The following is a 17272-nucleotide window of genomic DNA, read 5'->3' as shown; positions in this document are numbered from 1 at the left end:
CAGCACGTTCAGCGATTCGGCGAAGGGCCGACCGATTGCGGAATCGAAGAACCACCTGACGCCATCGATCGTTGGGTAAGATCGACCGAAATCGCGTTTCGCGGGACGAAGTCCGACAGGCTGTTAGGCCGGGATAACAAAACTGCCGCGCGGTCGACAGTTCAGATTGAAGCGCTGTTGAGCAATCAGCTGACCCGCGAGCTTCATCACGCTGTCATCGCGTCGTCACCGGTTTGCCAAGCCGGGCTCGCATGCTCAGGCCATTCCTGAAGAGATGTCCTGCATGCACTTGGCCATGGTCAGCGAAACCTACCCACCGGAAGTGAACGGGGTCGCCCTTACCGTGGCCAATCTGCGTCGTCATCTGCAGCAGGATGGTCATCGAGTCAGTCTGGTACGGCCGCGGCAAAGCGCCGATGCAGCGACGCCGGAAGCAGCAGAAGACGCGTTGCTGGTCGGTGGCTTGCCGATACCGCGCTATCCCGGCCTGCGTTTCGGTCTGCCGGCCGGACGCGCGCTGCGGCAGCATTGGCGCGCACAGCGCCCCGATGCGATCTACGTTGCCACCGAGGGTCCGCTCGGCTGGTCGGCTTTGCGCATCGCACGCGAGCTGGGCATTCCGGTCGCTTCCGGTTTGCACACACGCTTCGACGACTACATGCGGCGCTACGGTTTCGGTTGGCTCAGTCCCGTGGCGCTGAGCTGGATGCGGCGCTTTCACAACCGCGCCCAGGCAACCTTGGTACCGACTGCCGAACTGCGTCGCTTTCTCAGCAACCGCGGCTTTCAGCGCGTGCACGAACTTGGCCGGGCGGTCGATTGCCAACTGTTCGATCCACGCCGCCGCGACCCGGCCCTGCGTCGTGAGTGGGGCGCCACCGAAACCGAGCCGGTGGTGATCCATGTCGGCCGGATCGCCGCGGAGAAAAACCTGCCCTTGCTGGTGCAGAGCGTTCGCGCGATTCAGCAACAACAGCCGAGAGCCCGCTGCGTGATGGTCGGCGACGGCCCGGAACGGCATGCCCTGCAACAGGCCAACCCGGATTTCCTGTTCGCTGGCGTGCAACGCGGCGAGGACCTGGCGCGTCACTATGCGTCGGCCGATCTGTTTCTGTTTCCCAGCCAAAGCGAAACCTTTGGCAATGTCACCTTGGAAGCGATGGCCAGCGGTGTATCTCTGCTCGCCTTCGACTACGGCGCAGCCAAGGCCTATATCGAGTCCGAGCTGAGCGGCATCACCCTGCCCCTGCACGATGAGGCAGGTTTTGTCGAACAGGCCTGCCGACTTGCCGCCAACAGCGAGTTGCGCCAACAACTGGCCGAGGCGGCCCGGCGCCGCGTGGCTGACTCCGATCCACGCTCGTTGGCGCGGCAATTCTTGCAGCTGATGAGCGATCTTCCGCGGCTCGAGGAGGCGATGGCATGAACCTGACGATTCTGCAGCGTGCCCACTGGATGCGTCGCGACATGGCCTGGGTACTGCGTGCCAATGGCTGGGCCCGACAGTCGTCCTTGACGCCCGGCATTGTCGTGGTCAGTCGGCTTGGCGATGGCCCACTTTGGTATGCGCTGATGGTGGCGGTGGCGCTGGTCGACGGGCTGCATGGTCTGATCGCCTCGGTACACATGGCCTTGACCGGCCTGTTGGCACTCGGCCTGTACATGCAGCTCAAGCGCCACACTCAGCGACCGAGACCCTATGCGACGGAGCCTAGGGTCACGGCGCTGACGCCGGCGCTGGATGAATTCAGCTTTCCCTCGGGTCACACCCTGCACGCCGTGTCGTTCACCATCGTAGCCCTGGCCTGGTATCCGCAACTGGCCTGGCTGCTGGTGCCGTTCACCCTGGCGATCGCTGCCTCACGGGTGGTGCTGGGCCTGCATTATCCCAGCGACGTGCTGGCCGCGGCAGTGATCGGCAGCGCGCTGTCGACGCTCAGTCTGCTGCCGCTGCTGTGGTGGTGAACTTAGCCCGGATATTTCATAAGGTCGCGCCGAAAGACAGCGCCAGCCCAGGCACAGCAAGGTTCTCGGGCAGTTCTCACTGGATGACAATATGTTCGCGGTCTTCCCTCGCTCCCAGAGCAGGGCCAGCCATGGCCCTTCCCGCGTGCGCTGTGGTCGGCCTGTCGAACGGCCCACCTTGCAACCCTCAAAGGTCCGGCGGATTCTCGAAACCGTTGTTGAATACGTCGTTCGGCAAAGGCACCGAACACACATTCTGAAACAGGCAGGCCACCCATTCCGGATGATCAACAAACGGATTGCGGTTGCCTTGATAGGAATACACGATCTCGTTGCGGGCGCGTTCGCGGTCGCTGGGTGGATCGGCCTGATGCCAGGCCAACAAGGTGCTAAGCAGGCCCATGTAGGCGGGTGAACTGCTGGTGGCCTGAATCAGCGAGCGATTGTCGGTCAGCACCAGATCCGGTTCGGATTGTCCGTTGCTATCACTACCGCCTTCGTAGCGCACATCCATGTAGAACATGGCGCGAGCGATGTCACCCTTGTACAGATCCCACACCTCGAAGCTGCCGGCATTGCCATCCGGGCTGCGCACCCAGTTGCTGTCGCCATGCGCACTGCCGCCACCGCCGGTGCTGCCGTGGCTGGCGGTGATCTTCTGGCTGCAGCCCGACAGGCAGTCGTCAAATGGCTTGTTGCCGCGATCGGCGTTGTAGTTCTTGTCGGTGAGGAACAGCATGTGGGTGTCGGTGTAGGGCGCATTCGGCAGACCCAGGCTGCCGGTCTGGCTGCCAAAGCCCAGCGAGTTCGGCCAGCTATGCTCGCGATTGAACTTCAGTCCGCTCTGGCCGGTGCAGCTGGCGCCACTGCCGGACTGGCCGTCGCGATCGCTGCCTTTGGCGTAACTGCAGTTGCGATACACATCCAGAATGCGATCGGGATTGGCCGGATCCTGCTCGGCCTGCTCGAGGATGGTCCAAGTGCTGGTGCCGCTGCCGCTGTAGGGGTACGCGGTGTGATTGCGGATCCGCGCATGCAGGGTACTGCGCAGATTGGCCTGACTGCTGGCATCGATGCTGGCGTAGTAGTTGCTGCTATCGATGGTGGTGCCGAAACTGAACTCGTAGTTAGCCACCATCAGGTCGGGCGTGCCGTCCTGATCCTGCACCTGGGTAGCAAACACGGTGACGGTACAGGTCTCCGACTCCTCGAAGGCCGCATCGGGCGTCAGCACATAGCTGATCGGTCCACCGCTCACTATCGCGCCATGTGCGCTGCTCACCGAGCAACTGATGGCGAACCAGGAGTCGGCAAGACTGACCGCTTCACTGAAGGCGATGCTGATCGTGCTGTTGAGAGCGACGTTGCCGGCATTTGCCGTCGGCAGGGTGGAGGCTACCGTCGGCGGCAGATCCGGCGGCGGGTCGGCGGTGGTGAAAGCAGCCGTGTAGTCGCTCTGCATTTGATCGGGATCGCCATCCTGATCGGTGACCTGGCTTGCCTCAACGTGCAACTCACAGCTGCTGCTGAACGGCAGGGCGCTGGTCGGACTCAACGTGTAGTTGCGTGATCCGCCGGTGACAACGAAAGCCTGCGGCGTGCTGGCGCAGCTGAGGCTGATGGCGCTACCGCCGAGAGTGACCGGTTCGGAGAATTGCAGGGCCAGATTGGCCGCAGGATCGACCTCGATCGCACCGTTGGTCGGCGTGCTGCTGCTGAGCTCGGGGGGCAAGTCGACACCGCCACCGGGCGGAGTGATGACCACGTCGTCAATGGCCAGACCGTCGTCCGAGCCACCGACATTGACATCGACCCAGCGCAGCCACAGGGTGGCGCCGACCGGCACGCTGATGCCGCTGACCTGGGTACTGATCTGGGTCTGGTTGGCGCTGGCATTGCCATCCAAGGCACCGACCGTGCCGCTGCTGGTGGGTCCGACGAAGCTCAATGCACTCAATGTCGTCCAGGTTGCGCCGGAATCGGTCAGTGAGGTTGCATTGGTGCTGATTTCGGCGCCGAGCTGCTCGGCCCGTCCAGTGGCGCCCAAGCGCCACTGTTCACCGCGAAAGGCGAATCCAAACTCGGTCAGCACGGCGCCGGTGTCGTTCTGAATCTGCACGCCGATCAAGGGCGTGGTGCTGTTCGAGGCCAGGGTACCGAGGGCACGTTCGCTGCTGGCCGTCGAGCCATAGCTGTAGACGCTGCCGGAGTTGGCTGAGCCGTTGTCGGCGCTGTAGTCGGCACCGACGCTGCCGTTTTCGGCCGCATACCAGCCATTCGGCAAACTGCTGCCGGTGCCGCTGGCAGTCAGGCTGTCAAAGGATTCGCTGACCACCGACTGGCCAAGTGAAACACTTTGCGCGAGGGCAAAGCCCGGCAGGGATAAGAGCAGAGCAAGGCTTAGAAGACGCAGGCGCACGCGTTTACTCGTGATTCAGACAAGAGGGCGCGCGAGTCTAGTCGGTTCCGGTGACGTATCCAAGTCACGTCCGATAGCCGGTCAGCCTTGCCAGGCCATCGCTGCCGCGTTCAGCTTCGATATTGCAGCAGGTCCCAGCGATTGCCGTACAGATCCTCGAACACCGCCACCTTGCCGTAGTCGTGCTCGGCCGGGGCTCGGACAAAGCGCACCCCGGCCGCGCAATAACGCCGATAGTCGCGTTCGAAGTCATCGGTCTGCAAGAACAGGAACACTCTTCCACCGCTCTGATTGCCGACACAGGCCAGCTGCACGTCGCCGACTGCTCGCGCCAAGAGCAGCGAACAGCCAGGACCGGGGCCTGGCGGCTTCACCACCACCCAGCGCTTGTGTTGCTGTGGTTGCTCCGTGTCTTGCAACAATTCAAAGCCCAATAGGTCGACATAGAAGCGGATGGCTTCGTCGTAGTCGCGCACTAGCAGCGCTATGTGGGCCAGGCTTTGCATGCCAAGGCCAGCCGGGCGACCTCAGTCGCCCAGTGTCAGCAAGGAGGCATTGCCGCCCGCTGCGGTGGTATTGATAGTCAAGGTGCGCTCGTTGGCAAAGCGCAGCAGGTAGTGCGGGCCACCGGCCTTCGGACCGGTGCCGGACAGGCCTTCGCCACCAAACGGTTGCACCCCGACCACGGCACCGATCTGATTGCGGTTGACGTAGCAGTTGCCCACCTTGACCCGGCGCGAGATCCGCTCGATGGTTTCATCGATGCGCGAATGGATGCCCAGGGTAAGGCCATAGCCAGTGGCATTGATGGCGTCGATCACCTGGTCGAGCTTGTCGCCGTCGAAGCGGATCACGTGCAGGATCGGACCAAACACCTCGCGGGTGAGGCGGCTCAATGAATCGATTTCATAGGCGCGCGGTGCAAAGAAGGTGCCTTCGGCACACTCATCACTGAGTTGCACTTCCTTGATCAGCTGAGCTTCCTTGTTCATCCGTTCGGCGTGCTTGACCAGAATCTGCCGCGCATCCTCATCGATCACCGGGCCAACATCGGTCGACAGCAGCCCCGGATCGCCAACCTTCAGCTCGTCCATGGCGCCGCTCAACATGCTGATGACCTTGTCAGCGATGTCCTTCTGCACGAACAGGATGCGCGCCGCCGAGCAGCGCTGGCCGGCCGAACCAAACGCGGCGGTTATCGCATCCTTAACCAGCTGTTCAGGCAGGGAGGAAGAATCGGCAATCAGCGCGTTCTGGCCGCCGGTTTCGGCGATCAGCACACCGATTGCGGCGTCGCGCGCAGCCATGGCGCGATTGATCGCACGGGCGGTTTCGGTCGAGCCGGTAAAGGCCACACCACAGATGCGCGGATCGCGGGTCAAAGCGGCGCCAACGGTGGCGCCGTCGCCCGGCAGGTATTGCAGCACCGTTTCCGGCACACCGGCCTCATGCAGCAGCTTCACTGCGGCATGGCCGACCAGGGTGGTCTGCTCGGCGGGCTTGGCCAGCACGCTGTTGCCGGCGACCAGGGCGGCGGCAACCTGGCCGACGAAAATGGCCAGTGGGAAATTCCACGGGCTGATGCAGACGAATACGCCGCGGCCGTGCAGGTACAGCTCGTTCGATTCACCGGTCGGCCCCGGCAGCTTCTCCGGATGGCCGAACAGCCGCCGTGCCTGCTGAGCGTAGTAGCGCAGAAAGTCGACCGCTTCGCGCACTTCGGCGATGCCATCGAGCATGGTCTTGCCGGCTTCGCGGGTACACAGAGCCATGAACTCGGGCATCCGCGCTTCCATCAGATCCGCGGCATGTTCGAGGATGGCAGCGCGTGAGGCCACCGGCAGGCGATCCCAGTCGCCCTGTGCGGCTTCGGCGTTTTCCAGCGCCTTCTCAACGGTAGCGCTGTCAGCGGCCTGCCATTCACCCACCTTAACGCGACGATCCGCCGGCGAGCTGACCGGGACGATGAGTCCCGCAGTCTTGGCACCGGGCACCAGCGGACCGGCCTTCCATTCCTTGACCGCTGCATTGATCTTGTCGGCCAGTGCACGCAGGTCGTTGTCGTTGGCAAGATTGATGCCCATGGAGTTCTTCCTTCCGTCGCCATACAAGGCGACCGGCTGCGGGATTTTTGGGTGGGGAATGGAATCAAAGCCGGCCACGGTGCGCACCGGGTCGGCCACCAGTTGTTCCGGGCTCAGACTTTCATCGGTGATCTTGTTGACGAAGCTGGTGTTGGCACCGTTTTCCAACAGACGGCGTACCAGGTACGGCAGCAGGTCTTCGTGGCTGCCGACCGGCGCGTAGACGCGGCAGGGCACGGCAAGTTTGTCTTTCGCCACCACCTCATCGTAGAGATCCTTGCCCATGCCATGCAGGCGCTGGAACTCGAACGGCTTGCCATTGGCCATGCGCTGTATGGCCGCAATGGTGTGGGCGTTGTGGGTAGCGAACATCGGGTAAAACGCGTCGGTCGCGGCCAGCATGCGCTTGGCGCAGGCCAGATAACTGACATCGGTATTCGGCTTGCGGGTGAACACTGGATAGCCCACATAGCCATCGACTTGCGCGCGCTTGACTTCGCTATCCCAGTACGCGCCCTTGACCAGACGCACCGGCATGCGCCGGCCGACTTCGCGCGCGCTCTGCGCCAGATAATCGAGCACATAGGGGGCGCGCTTCTGGTAGGCCTGCACCGCCAGACCGTAGCCCTGCCAACCGGCCAACGAGGCATCGCTGTAGGCGCCGACAATCACGTCGAGACTGAGCTCAAGCCGATCGGCCTCTTCGGCATCGATGGTGAAACCGATGCCCTGGGCACGCGCCAGCTGGGCCAGCTCCAGCACCTTCGGGGTCAGTTCGGCGTGTACGCGGGCGCGCTTGCCAATCTCGTAGCGCGGATGCAAAGCCGAGAGTTTCACCGAGATGCTGGGCGCGGCGAACACATCACTGCCGACGTAGGTTCCGTTAGGGCCGCTGGCACCAATCGCCTGAATCGCCTTGCGATAGGCCTCCAGATAACGTGCCGCGTCGCGGGCGGTGAATGCGGCCTCGCCGAGCATGTCGAAGCTGTAGCGGTAGTTGGCGTTGTCGGCCTTCTTCGAACGCTTCAGCGCCTCGGCAATGGTGCGCCCCATGACGAACTGATGACCCATGATGCGCATCGCCTGACGCACCGCCAGGCGGATCACCGGTTCACCGGCGCGCCCGACCAGACGCTTCAGCGCGCCGGTGAAATTGTGCCGGGTCTCTTCGTTGAGGTTGACCACCTTGCCGGTCAGCATCAAACCCCAGGTCGAGGCATTGACGAACAGTGAATCGCTCTCGCCAAGATGCTTTTTCCAGTTGGCATCGCCGAGCTTGTCGCGGATCAGTTTGTCGGCGGTGTCCTGATCGGGAATCCGCAGCAGGGCTTCGGCCACGCACATCAGCAGCACGCCTTCCTCGGAAGACAGATCGTACTGGCGCATAAAGGCTTCGATCGCGCCCTGATCTTCGGCCTTGACCCGCACCCGTTCGACCAGGCCGGTGGCCAGGCGCTGCACCGCGGCATGCTCGGTCGGGTCGTCGCCCAATTCGGCCAACAAGGATTTGACATGCTCGCGCTCATCGCGTGCCCAGGCGGCGGTGATCGCCGCACGGCGCGGATCAGCCTTCGGAAGTTCGCTGGTAAGAATGACGCTCACTGACGGCTCGCCAAACAAAAACGCGCACGGAATGCGCGCGGGGGCCTCAGTGTAGGGTGGCGCTACCGCTTGCGCCACCCCTCGAGCTGAGCGCTGACAAACTGGCTTGCATAAGTTGATGCCCAGCGCCGAAAGCGAACGTTTGTTTGAGCACGATGGAACCCGGTGTTGGGCCTACTGCGCCGGATCGCCACCCGAGCGATCCTTGGCGGCCGCTTCCATCAGCTCCTTGCGAATACGATGCGCTGCCAGCCGATTGCGGAACACCCGCGCTTCCCAGGACAACAGGCGCCAGCTGACATCGCAGATCAGCGCCACCCCCAGGCCAACCACCAGGCCGCCGAGGAACAGCGCCGCCAGCACGTCCCAGCCGGCTTCGGCCATGTTCTCGAAACTCAGCTTGCTGGGAAACTCGGTGTCCACCCCCATCCAACCCATCACCTTGCGCCCGACCCAATAGGTGAAGCCATAAATCGGAATCAGGGTCAGCGGGTTGGTGATGAATTGCAGGGCAACGGTGATGGTCAGATTGGCCCGCGCGTAAAGGGCGACGAACACCGCCACCACCAATTGGAAACCATACAAGGGCCAAAGCGAAACGATCGAGCCCAGATACAGCGCCGGCAGCACATTCTCGCGCTTCAACGACCACAGGAAAGGCCGCTTGCGTGCCGCTTCGGCAAACCACTTGACGACCGGATAGCGCCGCACATTGGCACGGCGTGGCAACGGCCGCAGCAGCTTGCGCAGGCGCCGTCGGCGGGCCAGCAATTCGCGGAAATGGCGTTCGTACTCCTCGCTCATCGGTGCGAGTTGGCGCTAGGGCGGTGGGGCAGGCACTTTAGCCTGGGACGAATGAACGTGACGCTAGCGGCCCGGCCTTCGGTCGGCGCAATCGGCCCTTTGTCCATCAGGCCGCACTGCGCGGCGCCTGACGTCGCAGGTGCACCAGCAGCAGGGAGATCGCCGCCGGGGTGACGCCCGGAATGCGCAACGCCTGGCCTATCGTTTCCGGCCGCACCCGTTGTAGCTTCTGCGACACCTCAGCCGACAGCCCGCGCACCGCTTGGTAGTCGAACTCGAGTGGGATGGTGGTGGCTTCATTGCGTTGCAGGCGTTCGATCTCTTCCTGCTGTCGATTGAGGTAGCCGGCGTATTTCACCCCGATTTCGATCTGCTCGATCACCGCGGCATCGTCGACCCCCGGCTGCAGGGCCTCGATCTGCAGCAGCTGCTGGTAGCGCAGTTCGGGTCGCTTCAACAGATCCAGCACCGGCGTCTCACGGCTGATGCTCAGGCCCAACTGACGCTCGATGGCTTGACCGAGCTGATTGCCCGGTGTCGCCCACAGCGCCTTCAGTCGCGCCGACTCCCGCTCGACCTGCTCGCGCTTGGCGGCAAAGCGCTGCCAGCGTGCCTCGTCGACCAGCCCGAACTCGCGGCCGGTGGGCGTCAGGCGGGCATCGGCATTGTCCTCGCGCAATTGCAGCCGGTACTCGGCACGCGAGGTGAACATGCGGTAGGGCTCATTGGTGCCATGGGTGATCAGATCATCGATCAGCACACCGATATAGGCCTGGTCGCGACGCGGACTCCAGGCCTCGCGGCCTTGGCTGCGCAACGCGGCATTGAGGCCGGCGATCAGGCCCTGGGCGGCGGCTTCCTCATAGCCGGTGGTTCCGTTGATCTGTCCGGCGAAGAACAGGCCGGCGACGGCCTTGGTCTCGAGGCTGGCTTTCAGCCCACGCGGATCAAAGAAGTCGTACTCGATGGCATAGCCGGGCCGAGTGATATGCGCCTGCTCAAAACCGCGAATGCTGTGCACCAGGTCGAGTTGCACATCAAACGGCAGCGAGGTGGAAATGCCATTGGGATAGATCTCCACCACATCCAGGCCTTCGGGCTCGACAAAGATCTGGTGCGAGGCCTTGTCGGCAAAGCGCACCACCTTGTCTTCGATCGACGGGCAGTAGCGCGGGCCGATGCCCTCGATCTGCCCCGAATACAGCGGCGAACGATCGAGGGCGCCGCGGATGATCTCGTGGGTGCGCTCGGTGGTATGGGTGATCCAGCAGCTGACCTGGGCCGGCTGATCGGCGTGCGAGCCGACAAAGGAAAACACCGGCCGCGGATCGTCGCCGGGTTGTTCCTCCATCACGCGGTAATCCAGCGTGCGGCCATCGATGCGCGGCGGCGTGCCGGTCTTCAGCCGCGACACCTGGAAACGCCCCTCGCGTAGCTTCTCGGCCAGGGCCAGGGCCGGCGGATCGCCGGCGCGGCCGCCGGCATACTGGGTCTGGCCGACATGAATCTTGCCGGCCAGAAAGGTACCGGCGGTGAGTACCACATTGGCGGCCAGGAAGCGTAGACCCAGCTGAGTGGTGACACCCCGCACCTGATCCTGTTCGATCAGCAGATCATCGACTGCGGCCTGAAACAGGGTCAGGTTGGGCTGGGTTTCCACCGCCTGGCGGATCGCCGACCGATACAGGGCTCGGTCGGCCTGGCAGCGGGTCGCCCGCACTGCTGGGCCCTTGCTGGCGTTCAGGGTACGCCACTGGATGCCGGCGCGATCGGCGGCCCGCGCCATCACCCCGCCGAGGGCGTCGATTTCCTTCACAAGATGGCCCTTGCCGATACCGCCGATGGCCGGGTTGCAGCTCATCGCGCCGATCGTTTCGATGTTATGGCTTAACAGCAAGGTACGCGCGCCGGCCCGGGCCGCGGCCAGCGCCGCCTCAGTGCCGCTGTGACCGCCGCCCACCACAATGACATCGAACTGATTGCTGCTCATCTTGACTTTGCTCTGCTTGATCTGCGGCTTGAAGTTCGATCGGGCGGCGCCGTGCGACCGTCTCACGGCAGGCCCTACTAACCCTGGCAACTTGAAGTTTGAACATCCTGTTCGACTTCAAGTCCCACCCGTCCGGTACAGGCCCGGACTCGCGGGCGCTGCCGCCGTACAGTCGCATGACTGTGCTGCTCGAGGCTCATGCCGACAAGTGTAAACCGACCTGGAACGCTTCCTGCATCCTGCTTGCCTGCACCCGCCTTGGCGAAGCGCACCGTCGTCAGACCGGAATGAACAGGGGCCGGTCGTCGTGCAAGTCGGGGACGCTCCACGTCCGCGCGGCCAGCCTCCCTCGGCCGCGCGGGCGTGATTATCCGCCTGCAGGGCCTTTTCCAGCGAGCTACCACGTCGCAGCCTCGTGCGTCGCCGGCCCGGAAAGGACCGGCGCCCGGGGGGTCGCTAGAACAGGGGGTATCCAGATGACCTTGATCCGGGCGCCGGAACCGGGATGACCTGAAGCGTCAGTCGATACTGGTCGCGGCAGGTCAAATGCCGACGTGTTCGGGCAGGCAGTGTACACCGTACGCCCTGCCCTGCACCTTACGTCGATCAGGCTGGCAGATCTGCGAGACCGCGCACGTTTAGCTAGTCCTCGCGATCACCAAATCGACCCGCTTCGGCGCGCGAACCGCGTCCGCGATCAACGCGCTCGACCGGCTCCGACCGCGGCGCCGGTTCGCTGCGCTCGATACGCGGTGCGCTGCGTTCTGCACCGCGACCACCGTCGGCCCGGCCAGCGCCAAAGTCGACCCGCGGCGGCGGGCTGTAGCTCGGTGCCGGCGCGGCCGGCGCGTTGTAGCGGATTGGCTCACGCGGCGGACTATAGCCGGTGGCCTCGCGACTGCGCTCGGTGCTGCGCGGAGCGTACTGCCGTGAGCGATTGAAACTGTCAGCCGGTGGCGTCGAACTGTAGCGGGGCGTCGTCTGCGGCAGAGTGCCGCTGGACGAACGATCCGGATAGGGAATGCCGCGCTGGCTAGCGTCGCGCGCCGGAGGAGATTGAACGCGCGGCTCGTTGATTCGAGAGGTTCGACCGGAGGCCGCGGCTTCGCGGCTGGCCATCGGCGCGCGCGATGAGTCGACCTGGCGCTGCGGCGAAAATTCACGTGCTTCACGGCGCGACGAACTGGCCTCACCGTAGCTGGCGCTGCGAGCGTTGCGATCACCATACGCGGACTCACCGGCGCTGACACCGCGCTGAAAACCACTGACCGCGGGATCACGTCGACGACTGGTCTCACCGTAACGATCGGCGCCGCGCACCGATTGGCGCTGAGCGTCGACCGCACGGCGGCTTTGCGTCTGATCCCAACTGCCGCTGTGGTAGCGCTGCGGATTGCGACTGTAGCGCGCGTCGCGGGTCAGTCCGTGCAGACGTGCCAGACGCTCTGCCTCATTGCGCGAATTGCCATAGCGCGGCGCATAGTAGCGGTGCGAGTAGTGGGGGTAATGCGCGTACCACGGATACCAGTCGTAGTAGTAATCGACCCAGGCGTAGCGATACGGCGAGTAGCTGAGATAGGCGTAGAACGGACGACCGTAGTGGTAACGGTAGCTGGGGAAATAACGATAGGTGACGCTGAAGTAGTTCCGTGGATACCAGGTGACACCGTAATAGAAGTGCGGGTGCCAGAACGGATCGACCCAGGCCCGATTGAAACTCCAGAACAGGGAGTAGTAGTAGGGGTAGTCAACCCAGTCCGGGTAGTCGTAGTAGTTCACCCCGAATCGATAACCGCCATCGACGTAGCCAGCATCGCTGTACTCCAGCGGCTCTACTGCCTGCCATCCGGGATCACCGCGACGGTAGGAATCCGCACCGTAATAGCGGTATTGCTGGGTCGCACAGCCACCCAGGAAGATCGTCACCATCAGGACCAAGATTGCACGCAACATAGCTTTGCTCCCCGCCATCGGGCTCTGCCCAGCTTACGGCAGCACGGCGGTCCGGGGATAAATCCGCTGTGAACTCGTCGCCAATCGGGCGACTGATTCAGCGCCGGTTGCGCTGTTGATTGGGAGTGGATTCAGCTGCGCAGCCCGATGCCGCGCTGCAACAACTGCAAGCCGAGCACGCTCAAGCCAAAGGCCAGACCCAGCATGACGGCGTAGGCGATCCACAGCGGCACATCACTCACTCCGAGCAGGCCAAAACGGAACGCATTGACCATGTGCAGAACCGGATTGAACCAGCTGACGTTCTCCCAGAAATCCGGCAACAAGGTCACCGAATAGAACACTCCACCCAGATAGGTCAGTGGGGTAAGGATAAAGGTCGGCACGATGGCGATGTCATCGAACTTCTTGGCATACACCGCGTTGACGAAGCCGGCCAGGGCAAACACCGTAGCTGACAACAGCACCGTACTGAGCATGACGATTGGGTGTGGAATCCGCACATGGGTAAAGCACATGGCAATCGCCAGCACGATGATGCCCACCATCAGGCCGCGGAACACCGCACCGGTGACATAGCCGGACAGGATGATCCAGTTCGGCAACGGACTGACCAGCAGCTCCTCGACATGACGACCAAACTTGGCACCGAAGAAGCTCGAAGAAATGTTGCCGTAGGCGTTCTGAATCACGCTCATCATCACCAGCCCGGGAACGATGAAATCCATGTAGTCAAAACCACCCATTTCACCGATGCGTCGGCCGATCAGGCTGCCAAAGATGAGGAAATACAGGGTCATGGTAATCGCCGGTGGCACCAGGGTCTGGCCCCAGATGCGCAGGATGCGATTGATCTCGCGGCGAACAATGGTGTGATAGGCAACTAGATTCGGGTGCATGGAAGGCCGGGGGTCGAAAGTCGGGAGTGGGGAGTCGCTCAAGCTGCTTTGTCGCCGCTGCCGGTCAAGCTGACGAACAGTTCCTCCAGCCGGTTGGCCTTGTTGCGCATCGAGCGCACCACGATGCCGGCTTGATTGAGGCGCTCAAACACCGCGTTAAGGCTCTTCGATCGCGGCATTTCCAGCTCCAGCGTATGTGCATCAATCGCACTCAGCTGGGCACCCTCGATGAGCGGCAGTTCGGCAGGCAGCTCGTTTTCGATATCGAACAGGAAGCCCTCGTTGTCGAGTTTGGCCAGCAATTGCTTCATCGGGCCGGATTCGATGATCCGGCCGTGGTCGATGATGGCCAGATTGCGGCACAGGCTCTCGGCTTCCTCCAGATAATGGGTAGTCAGGATCACCGAGGAGCCGCGGGCATTCACCTCGCGCAAGGTCTTCCACATGCTGCGGCGAATCTCGATATCGACTCCGGCGGTGGGCTCATCGAGGATCAGCAGACGCGGCTCGGTCATCATGGCGCGAGCGATCATCAGACGCCGCTTCATGCCGCCGGACAAAGTGCGACTCATCACCTGGGCCTTGTCCCACAGCTGGGCGGCGCGCAGCTCACGTTCGGCACGCTGCACTGCTTCGGCCCGCGGCACGCCGTAGAAACCGGCGTAGTTGACGCAGATGTCCAGCGGCTTTTCGAACATATTGAAGTTGATTTCCTGCGGCACGAGGCCAATCAGGCGCATTGCCTGCGAGCGCCGCTTCTGGATATCGACGCCGAACACCTCGACCCGTCCGCCGCTGGCATTGACCAGGGAGCTGACTACGCCAATCAGGGTCGATTTGCCGGCACCGTTGGGGCCGAGCAGGGCGAAGAAGTCGCCCTCCTGCACGTCCAGACTGACCCCCTTCAGGGCCTCGACGCGGTTGTCATAAGTCTTGCGTAGATCGCGGATGCTAAGGGCGGGTAGGGCACTCATCAGTCTGTCCGTAGGGTGGATCGGGCCCGGTCCAGGGCGGCGTCGCGGCGATGAACACTGTGTCGAACACCGGGGGCGGTAGTATATCGGCCTCGTTTTCCAGCTTCGGATCGATCGTGCCTCAACATTTTCCCTTGCGCCTTACCGCCAGCCGGATGATCGCCCCCAGCGTGCGCCATCTGGTGTTTCAGCGCGACGACGGCGACAGTCTGAGCTTTCTACCGGGCCAGTTTCTGCAGGTGCACTTCCACTACGACGATGGCAAGCCGACCAAGCGCAGCTATTCCATTGCCACGGTGTACGACGGACAGGCCCGACCGGACCTGCCGATCGAGATGGCGGTGTCCTACGTCAGCGGGGGTGCCGCCACCGCCCTGTTCGAGCACCTCAAGGAAGGCGACCGGGTCGAGGCCAGTGGTCCATTTGGACGCTTTTGCCTGATGCCGAACGACCAGAATCGACGCTATTTGCTGGTCGGCACCGGCACCGGCGTCACACCGTACCGCGCCATGCTGCCGCAGCTGGCGCAGCAGATCCGTGAACGCGGCATCGAAGTGATCTTGCTGTTTGGCGCCCGCACCCCGACCGAGTTGCTGTACGCCGATGAATTCGCCGCCTTCGCCGAGACCACACCGGGCTTCCGCTTCGTGCCCTGCTTCTCGCGAGAGATGCCGGCGCAGCCGCGTGCTGACGATCGACAGGGCTATGTGCAGAACGCCCTGGCCGAGTTTCAACCCGACCCGGAGGGCGATATCGCCTATCTTTGCGGCAACCCGAACATGGTCGATGCCAGCTTCGAGGTGCTCAAGGAAGCTGGCCTGCCCGTACCGCATATCCGCCGCGAGAAGTATGTCTCAAGCAAATAGGCCGGCTGCCTCGCATTCAGCGCGTCACAAAGCGCTGTGAACTTCGTTCTACTCTGCCAGCGGCCCGCTGCCGGCCAGGAGACAATGATGATCAATCGCAATCAACCGAGCCCGCTCGGCCAGCCCACCCTCGCCCGGCGCAGCCTGACGGCCGCGATGCTGCTGAGCGTGAGCGCCCTGGCCTGCGCCGCCGATCCGGCCACCCTGCGTCGGCAAGGCAACCTGGACTTCGAGCCTTGTGCGTTGCATGCCGGCAATCTGCCCTACTCGATCGAAGCGTATTGCACCGAGGTGGAGGTTGCAGAAGATCGCAGCAACCCCGAGTCGCGGCGAATTTCGCTGGGCCTGGCCTGGGTGCCGGCCAGCGGCGATGCCGAACCCGATCCGATCGTCATGCTTGCCGGCGGACCGGGGCAAGCGGCCAAGCAGGCCTATCCGATGGTCAACCACGCCTTCCGCGATGCCCGGCGCAACCGTGATGTATTCCTGCTCGATGCCCGCGGCACCGGCGATTCCAACCCGCTGGTCTGTCGCAATGCGGCCGGCGTGGCGGCGATCACCGAAAGCGCCGAAGACGACCCCAACCAAGCCGGCGAATTCGCCAGGCGATGTGTGGAAGCCCTGTCGCAGAAGGCCGATCTGCGCTTTTATGGCACTTCAGAACACATCGATGATCTCGACGAAGTACGGCAAAGACTGGCCATCGAGAAAATCAACCTGATCGGCATTTCCTACGGTACCCGCGTGGCGCAGCAATACGCGGCCCGCTATCCCGAGCACACCCGCACGGTGGTGCTCGATGCCGTGGTACCCAACACTTTGGTGCTCGGCGCCGAACATGCGCGCAATCTCGAGGACGCCCTGAACCAGCAGTTTGAGCGCTGCGTCGAAGCCGGCGGCTGTGCCGAAAAGCTGGGGAACCCGCGCGAACAATTGACCCAGGTGCGCGCGCTGCTGGAGCAAGGTGAGCTAGAGGAAGTCAGCTACCGTGATTCAACCAGTGGCCTCTGGCAGAAGGAAAAGCCGGCCTTTGGTCACTTGGCGCTATTGCTGCGCATGTACGCCTATTCACAGGAATCTGCCACCGCCTTGCCGTATCTGATCCACGAGGCGTCCGAGGGACGCTACGCCGACCTGCTGGCCCAGGCACGCGCCCTCGTAGGCAACCTGACTGACCAGCTCTATCACGGCATGCAGCTGTCGGTGAGCTGCACCGAGGATGCCGACGACCTCAGCGAGAGCAGCGCTGACGACGGCACCGTGATGGGGCCTGAATTCATTGCCTTCACCAAGGCCCAATGTGCGGTCTGGCCGCGCGGTACGCGCGACCCCAACTTTCGCCAACCGTTGAGCAATCCGGAACTGCCGGTGCTGGTGTTATCCGGCGAGTTCGACCCGGTCACTCCGCCGCGCTACGGCGAGGAGGTGGTGCAGCACCTGCCCAAAGGCCGGCACCTGATCATGAAAGGTCAGGGGCATGGCGCCATCGGGCTTGGCTGTATGCCGAAACTCTATGCTCAGTTTCTTGAGACCGCCGACGCCAAGGCGCTGAAACCCGAATGCCTCGGCCGACTGAAACCGCTGCCGCCATTCGCCGGAGTGTATGGGTGGGAGCCCTGAGTTGCCGTGATTCGTGATTGGTGATTCGTGATTGGCTGCGCTTCGATCCGAACAGCCGGCCAGTCGTTCCCGCTCTCGGCTCAGCCACAAGCGAAA

13 protein-coding genes are annotated in these 17272 nt (G+C 63.2%); 5 read left to right on the top strand and 8 right to left on the bottom strand.

Going from position 1 to position 17272, the window contains the following annotated elements; translation table 11 throughout:
• From IFO71_RS21855 to IFO71_RS11595, 3 genes are all read left to right on the top strand, one after another.
• A partial coding sequence (locus IFO71_RS21855) for a hypothetical protein (RefSeq protein ID WP_225444572.1) occupies positions 1-270 on the top strand: 270 nt, incomplete at its 5' end.
• Between the two features lie 13 nt (positions 271-283).
• Positions 284-1426, top strand: coding sequence for a glycosyltransferase family 4 protein (locus IFO71_RS11600; protein ID WP_192029799.1), 1143 nt, complete (start codon positions 284-286; stop codon positions 1424-1426).
• Positions 1423-1965 carry a phosphatase PAP2 family protein gene (locus tag IFO71_RS11595; protein WP_225444571.1) on the top strand — a complete coding sequence of 181 codons (543 nt, stop codon included), beginning with the start codon at positions 1423-1425 and terminating at the stop codon, positions 1963-1965. Before IFO71_RS11600 ends, IFO71_RS11595 begins: the two co-directional genes overlap by 4 nt.
• 187 nt (positions 1966-2152) lie before the next feature.
• Here IFO71_RS11595 and IFO71_RS11590 read toward each other — a convergent pair whose 3' ends face one another.
• The 8 genes from IFO71_RS11590 to IFO71_RS11555 all read right to left on the bottom strand — a co-directional run bounded on the left by IFO71_RS11590 (position 2153) and on the right by IFO71_RS11555 (position 14690).
• Positions 2153-4384 (bottom strand): endonuclease, encoded by a 2232-nt coding sequence (locus IFO71_RS11590; protein ID WP_192029798.1) that lies wholly within the window; start codon positions 4382-4384, stop codon positions 2153-2155.
• A gap of 110 nt (positions 4385-4494) precedes the next feature.
• Positions 4495-4890, bottom strand: a complete 396-nt coding sequence (locus IFO71_RS11585; RefSeq protein WP_192029797.1) for a VOC family protein — start codon at positions 4888-4890, stop codon at positions 4495-4497.
• 21 nt (positions 4891-4911) lie between these two features.
• Positions 4912-8103, bottom strand: a complete 3192-nt coding sequence (putA, locus tag IFO71_RS11580; protein WP_425502890.1) for a bifunctional proline dehydrogenase/L-glutamate gamma-semialdehyde dehydrogenase PutA — start codon at positions 8101-8103, stop codon at positions 4912-4914.
• 141 nt (positions 8104-8244) lie between these two features.
• Positions 8245-8874 carry a DUF2062 domain-containing protein gene (locus IFO71_RS11575; RefSeq protein ID WP_192029796.1) on the bottom strand — a complete coding sequence of 210 codons (630 nt, stop codon included), beginning with the start codon at positions 8872-8874 and terminating at the stop codon, positions 8245-8247.
• A 106-nt stretch (positions 8875-8980) separates the two neighbouring features.
• On the bottom strand, positions 8981-10864 hold the full coding sequence (gene mnmG, locus IFO71_RS11570) for a tRNA uridine-5-carboxymethylaminomethyl(34) synthesis enzyme MnmG (RefSeq protein WP_192029795.1): 1884 nt from the start codon (positions 10862-10864) through the stop codon (positions 8981-8983).
• A gap of 642 nt (positions 10865-11506) precedes the next feature.
• On the bottom strand, positions 11507-12817 hold the full coding sequence (locus tag IFO71_RS11565) for a hypothetical protein (RefSeq protein WP_192029794.1): 1311 nt from the start codon (positions 12815-12817) through the stop codon (positions 11507-11509).
• A gap of 131 nt (positions 12818-12948) precedes the next feature.
• Positions 12949-13716: an ABC transporter permease gene (locus IFO71_RS11560; protein WP_192029793.1), complete on the bottom strand. Its 768-nt coding sequence runs from the start codon at positions 13714-13716 to the stop codon at positions 12949-12951.
• A gap of 38 nt (positions 13717-13754) precedes the next feature.
• Entirely contained in the window at positions 13755-14690 is a 936-nt protein-coding gene (locus tag IFO71_RS11555) for an ABC transporter ATP-binding protein (protein WP_192029792.1), read from the bottom strand.
• A gap of 50 nt (positions 14691-14740) precedes the next feature.
• On the opposite strand from IFO71_RS11555, the gene IFO71_RS11550 reads away from it, so the two are divergent.
• On the top strand, positions 14741-15556 hold the full coding sequence (locus tag IFO71_RS11550; protein WP_192029791.1) for an FAD-binding oxidoreductase: 816 nt from the start codon (positions 14741-14743) through the stop codon (positions 15554-15556).
• Between the two features lie 87 nt (positions 15557-15643).
• On the top strand, positions 15644-17176 hold the full coding sequence (locus IFO71_RS11545) for an alpha/beta hydrolase (RefSeq protein ID WP_192029790.1): 1533 nt from the start codon (positions 15644-15646) through the stop codon (positions 17174-17176).
• Positions 17177-17272: the final 96 nt, after the last annotated feature.

Origin of the sequence: Pseudomarimonas arenosa, from assembly GCF_014841215.1 — a bacterium.
Classification (GTDB): Bacteria; Pseudomonadota; Gammaproteobacteria; order Xanthomonadales; family Xanthomonadaceae; genus Pseudomarimonas; species Pseudomarimonas arenosa.
The sequence above is the reverse complement of the archived record's forward strand: the minus strand, read 5'-3'. Positions and strand labels throughout refer to the sequence as shown.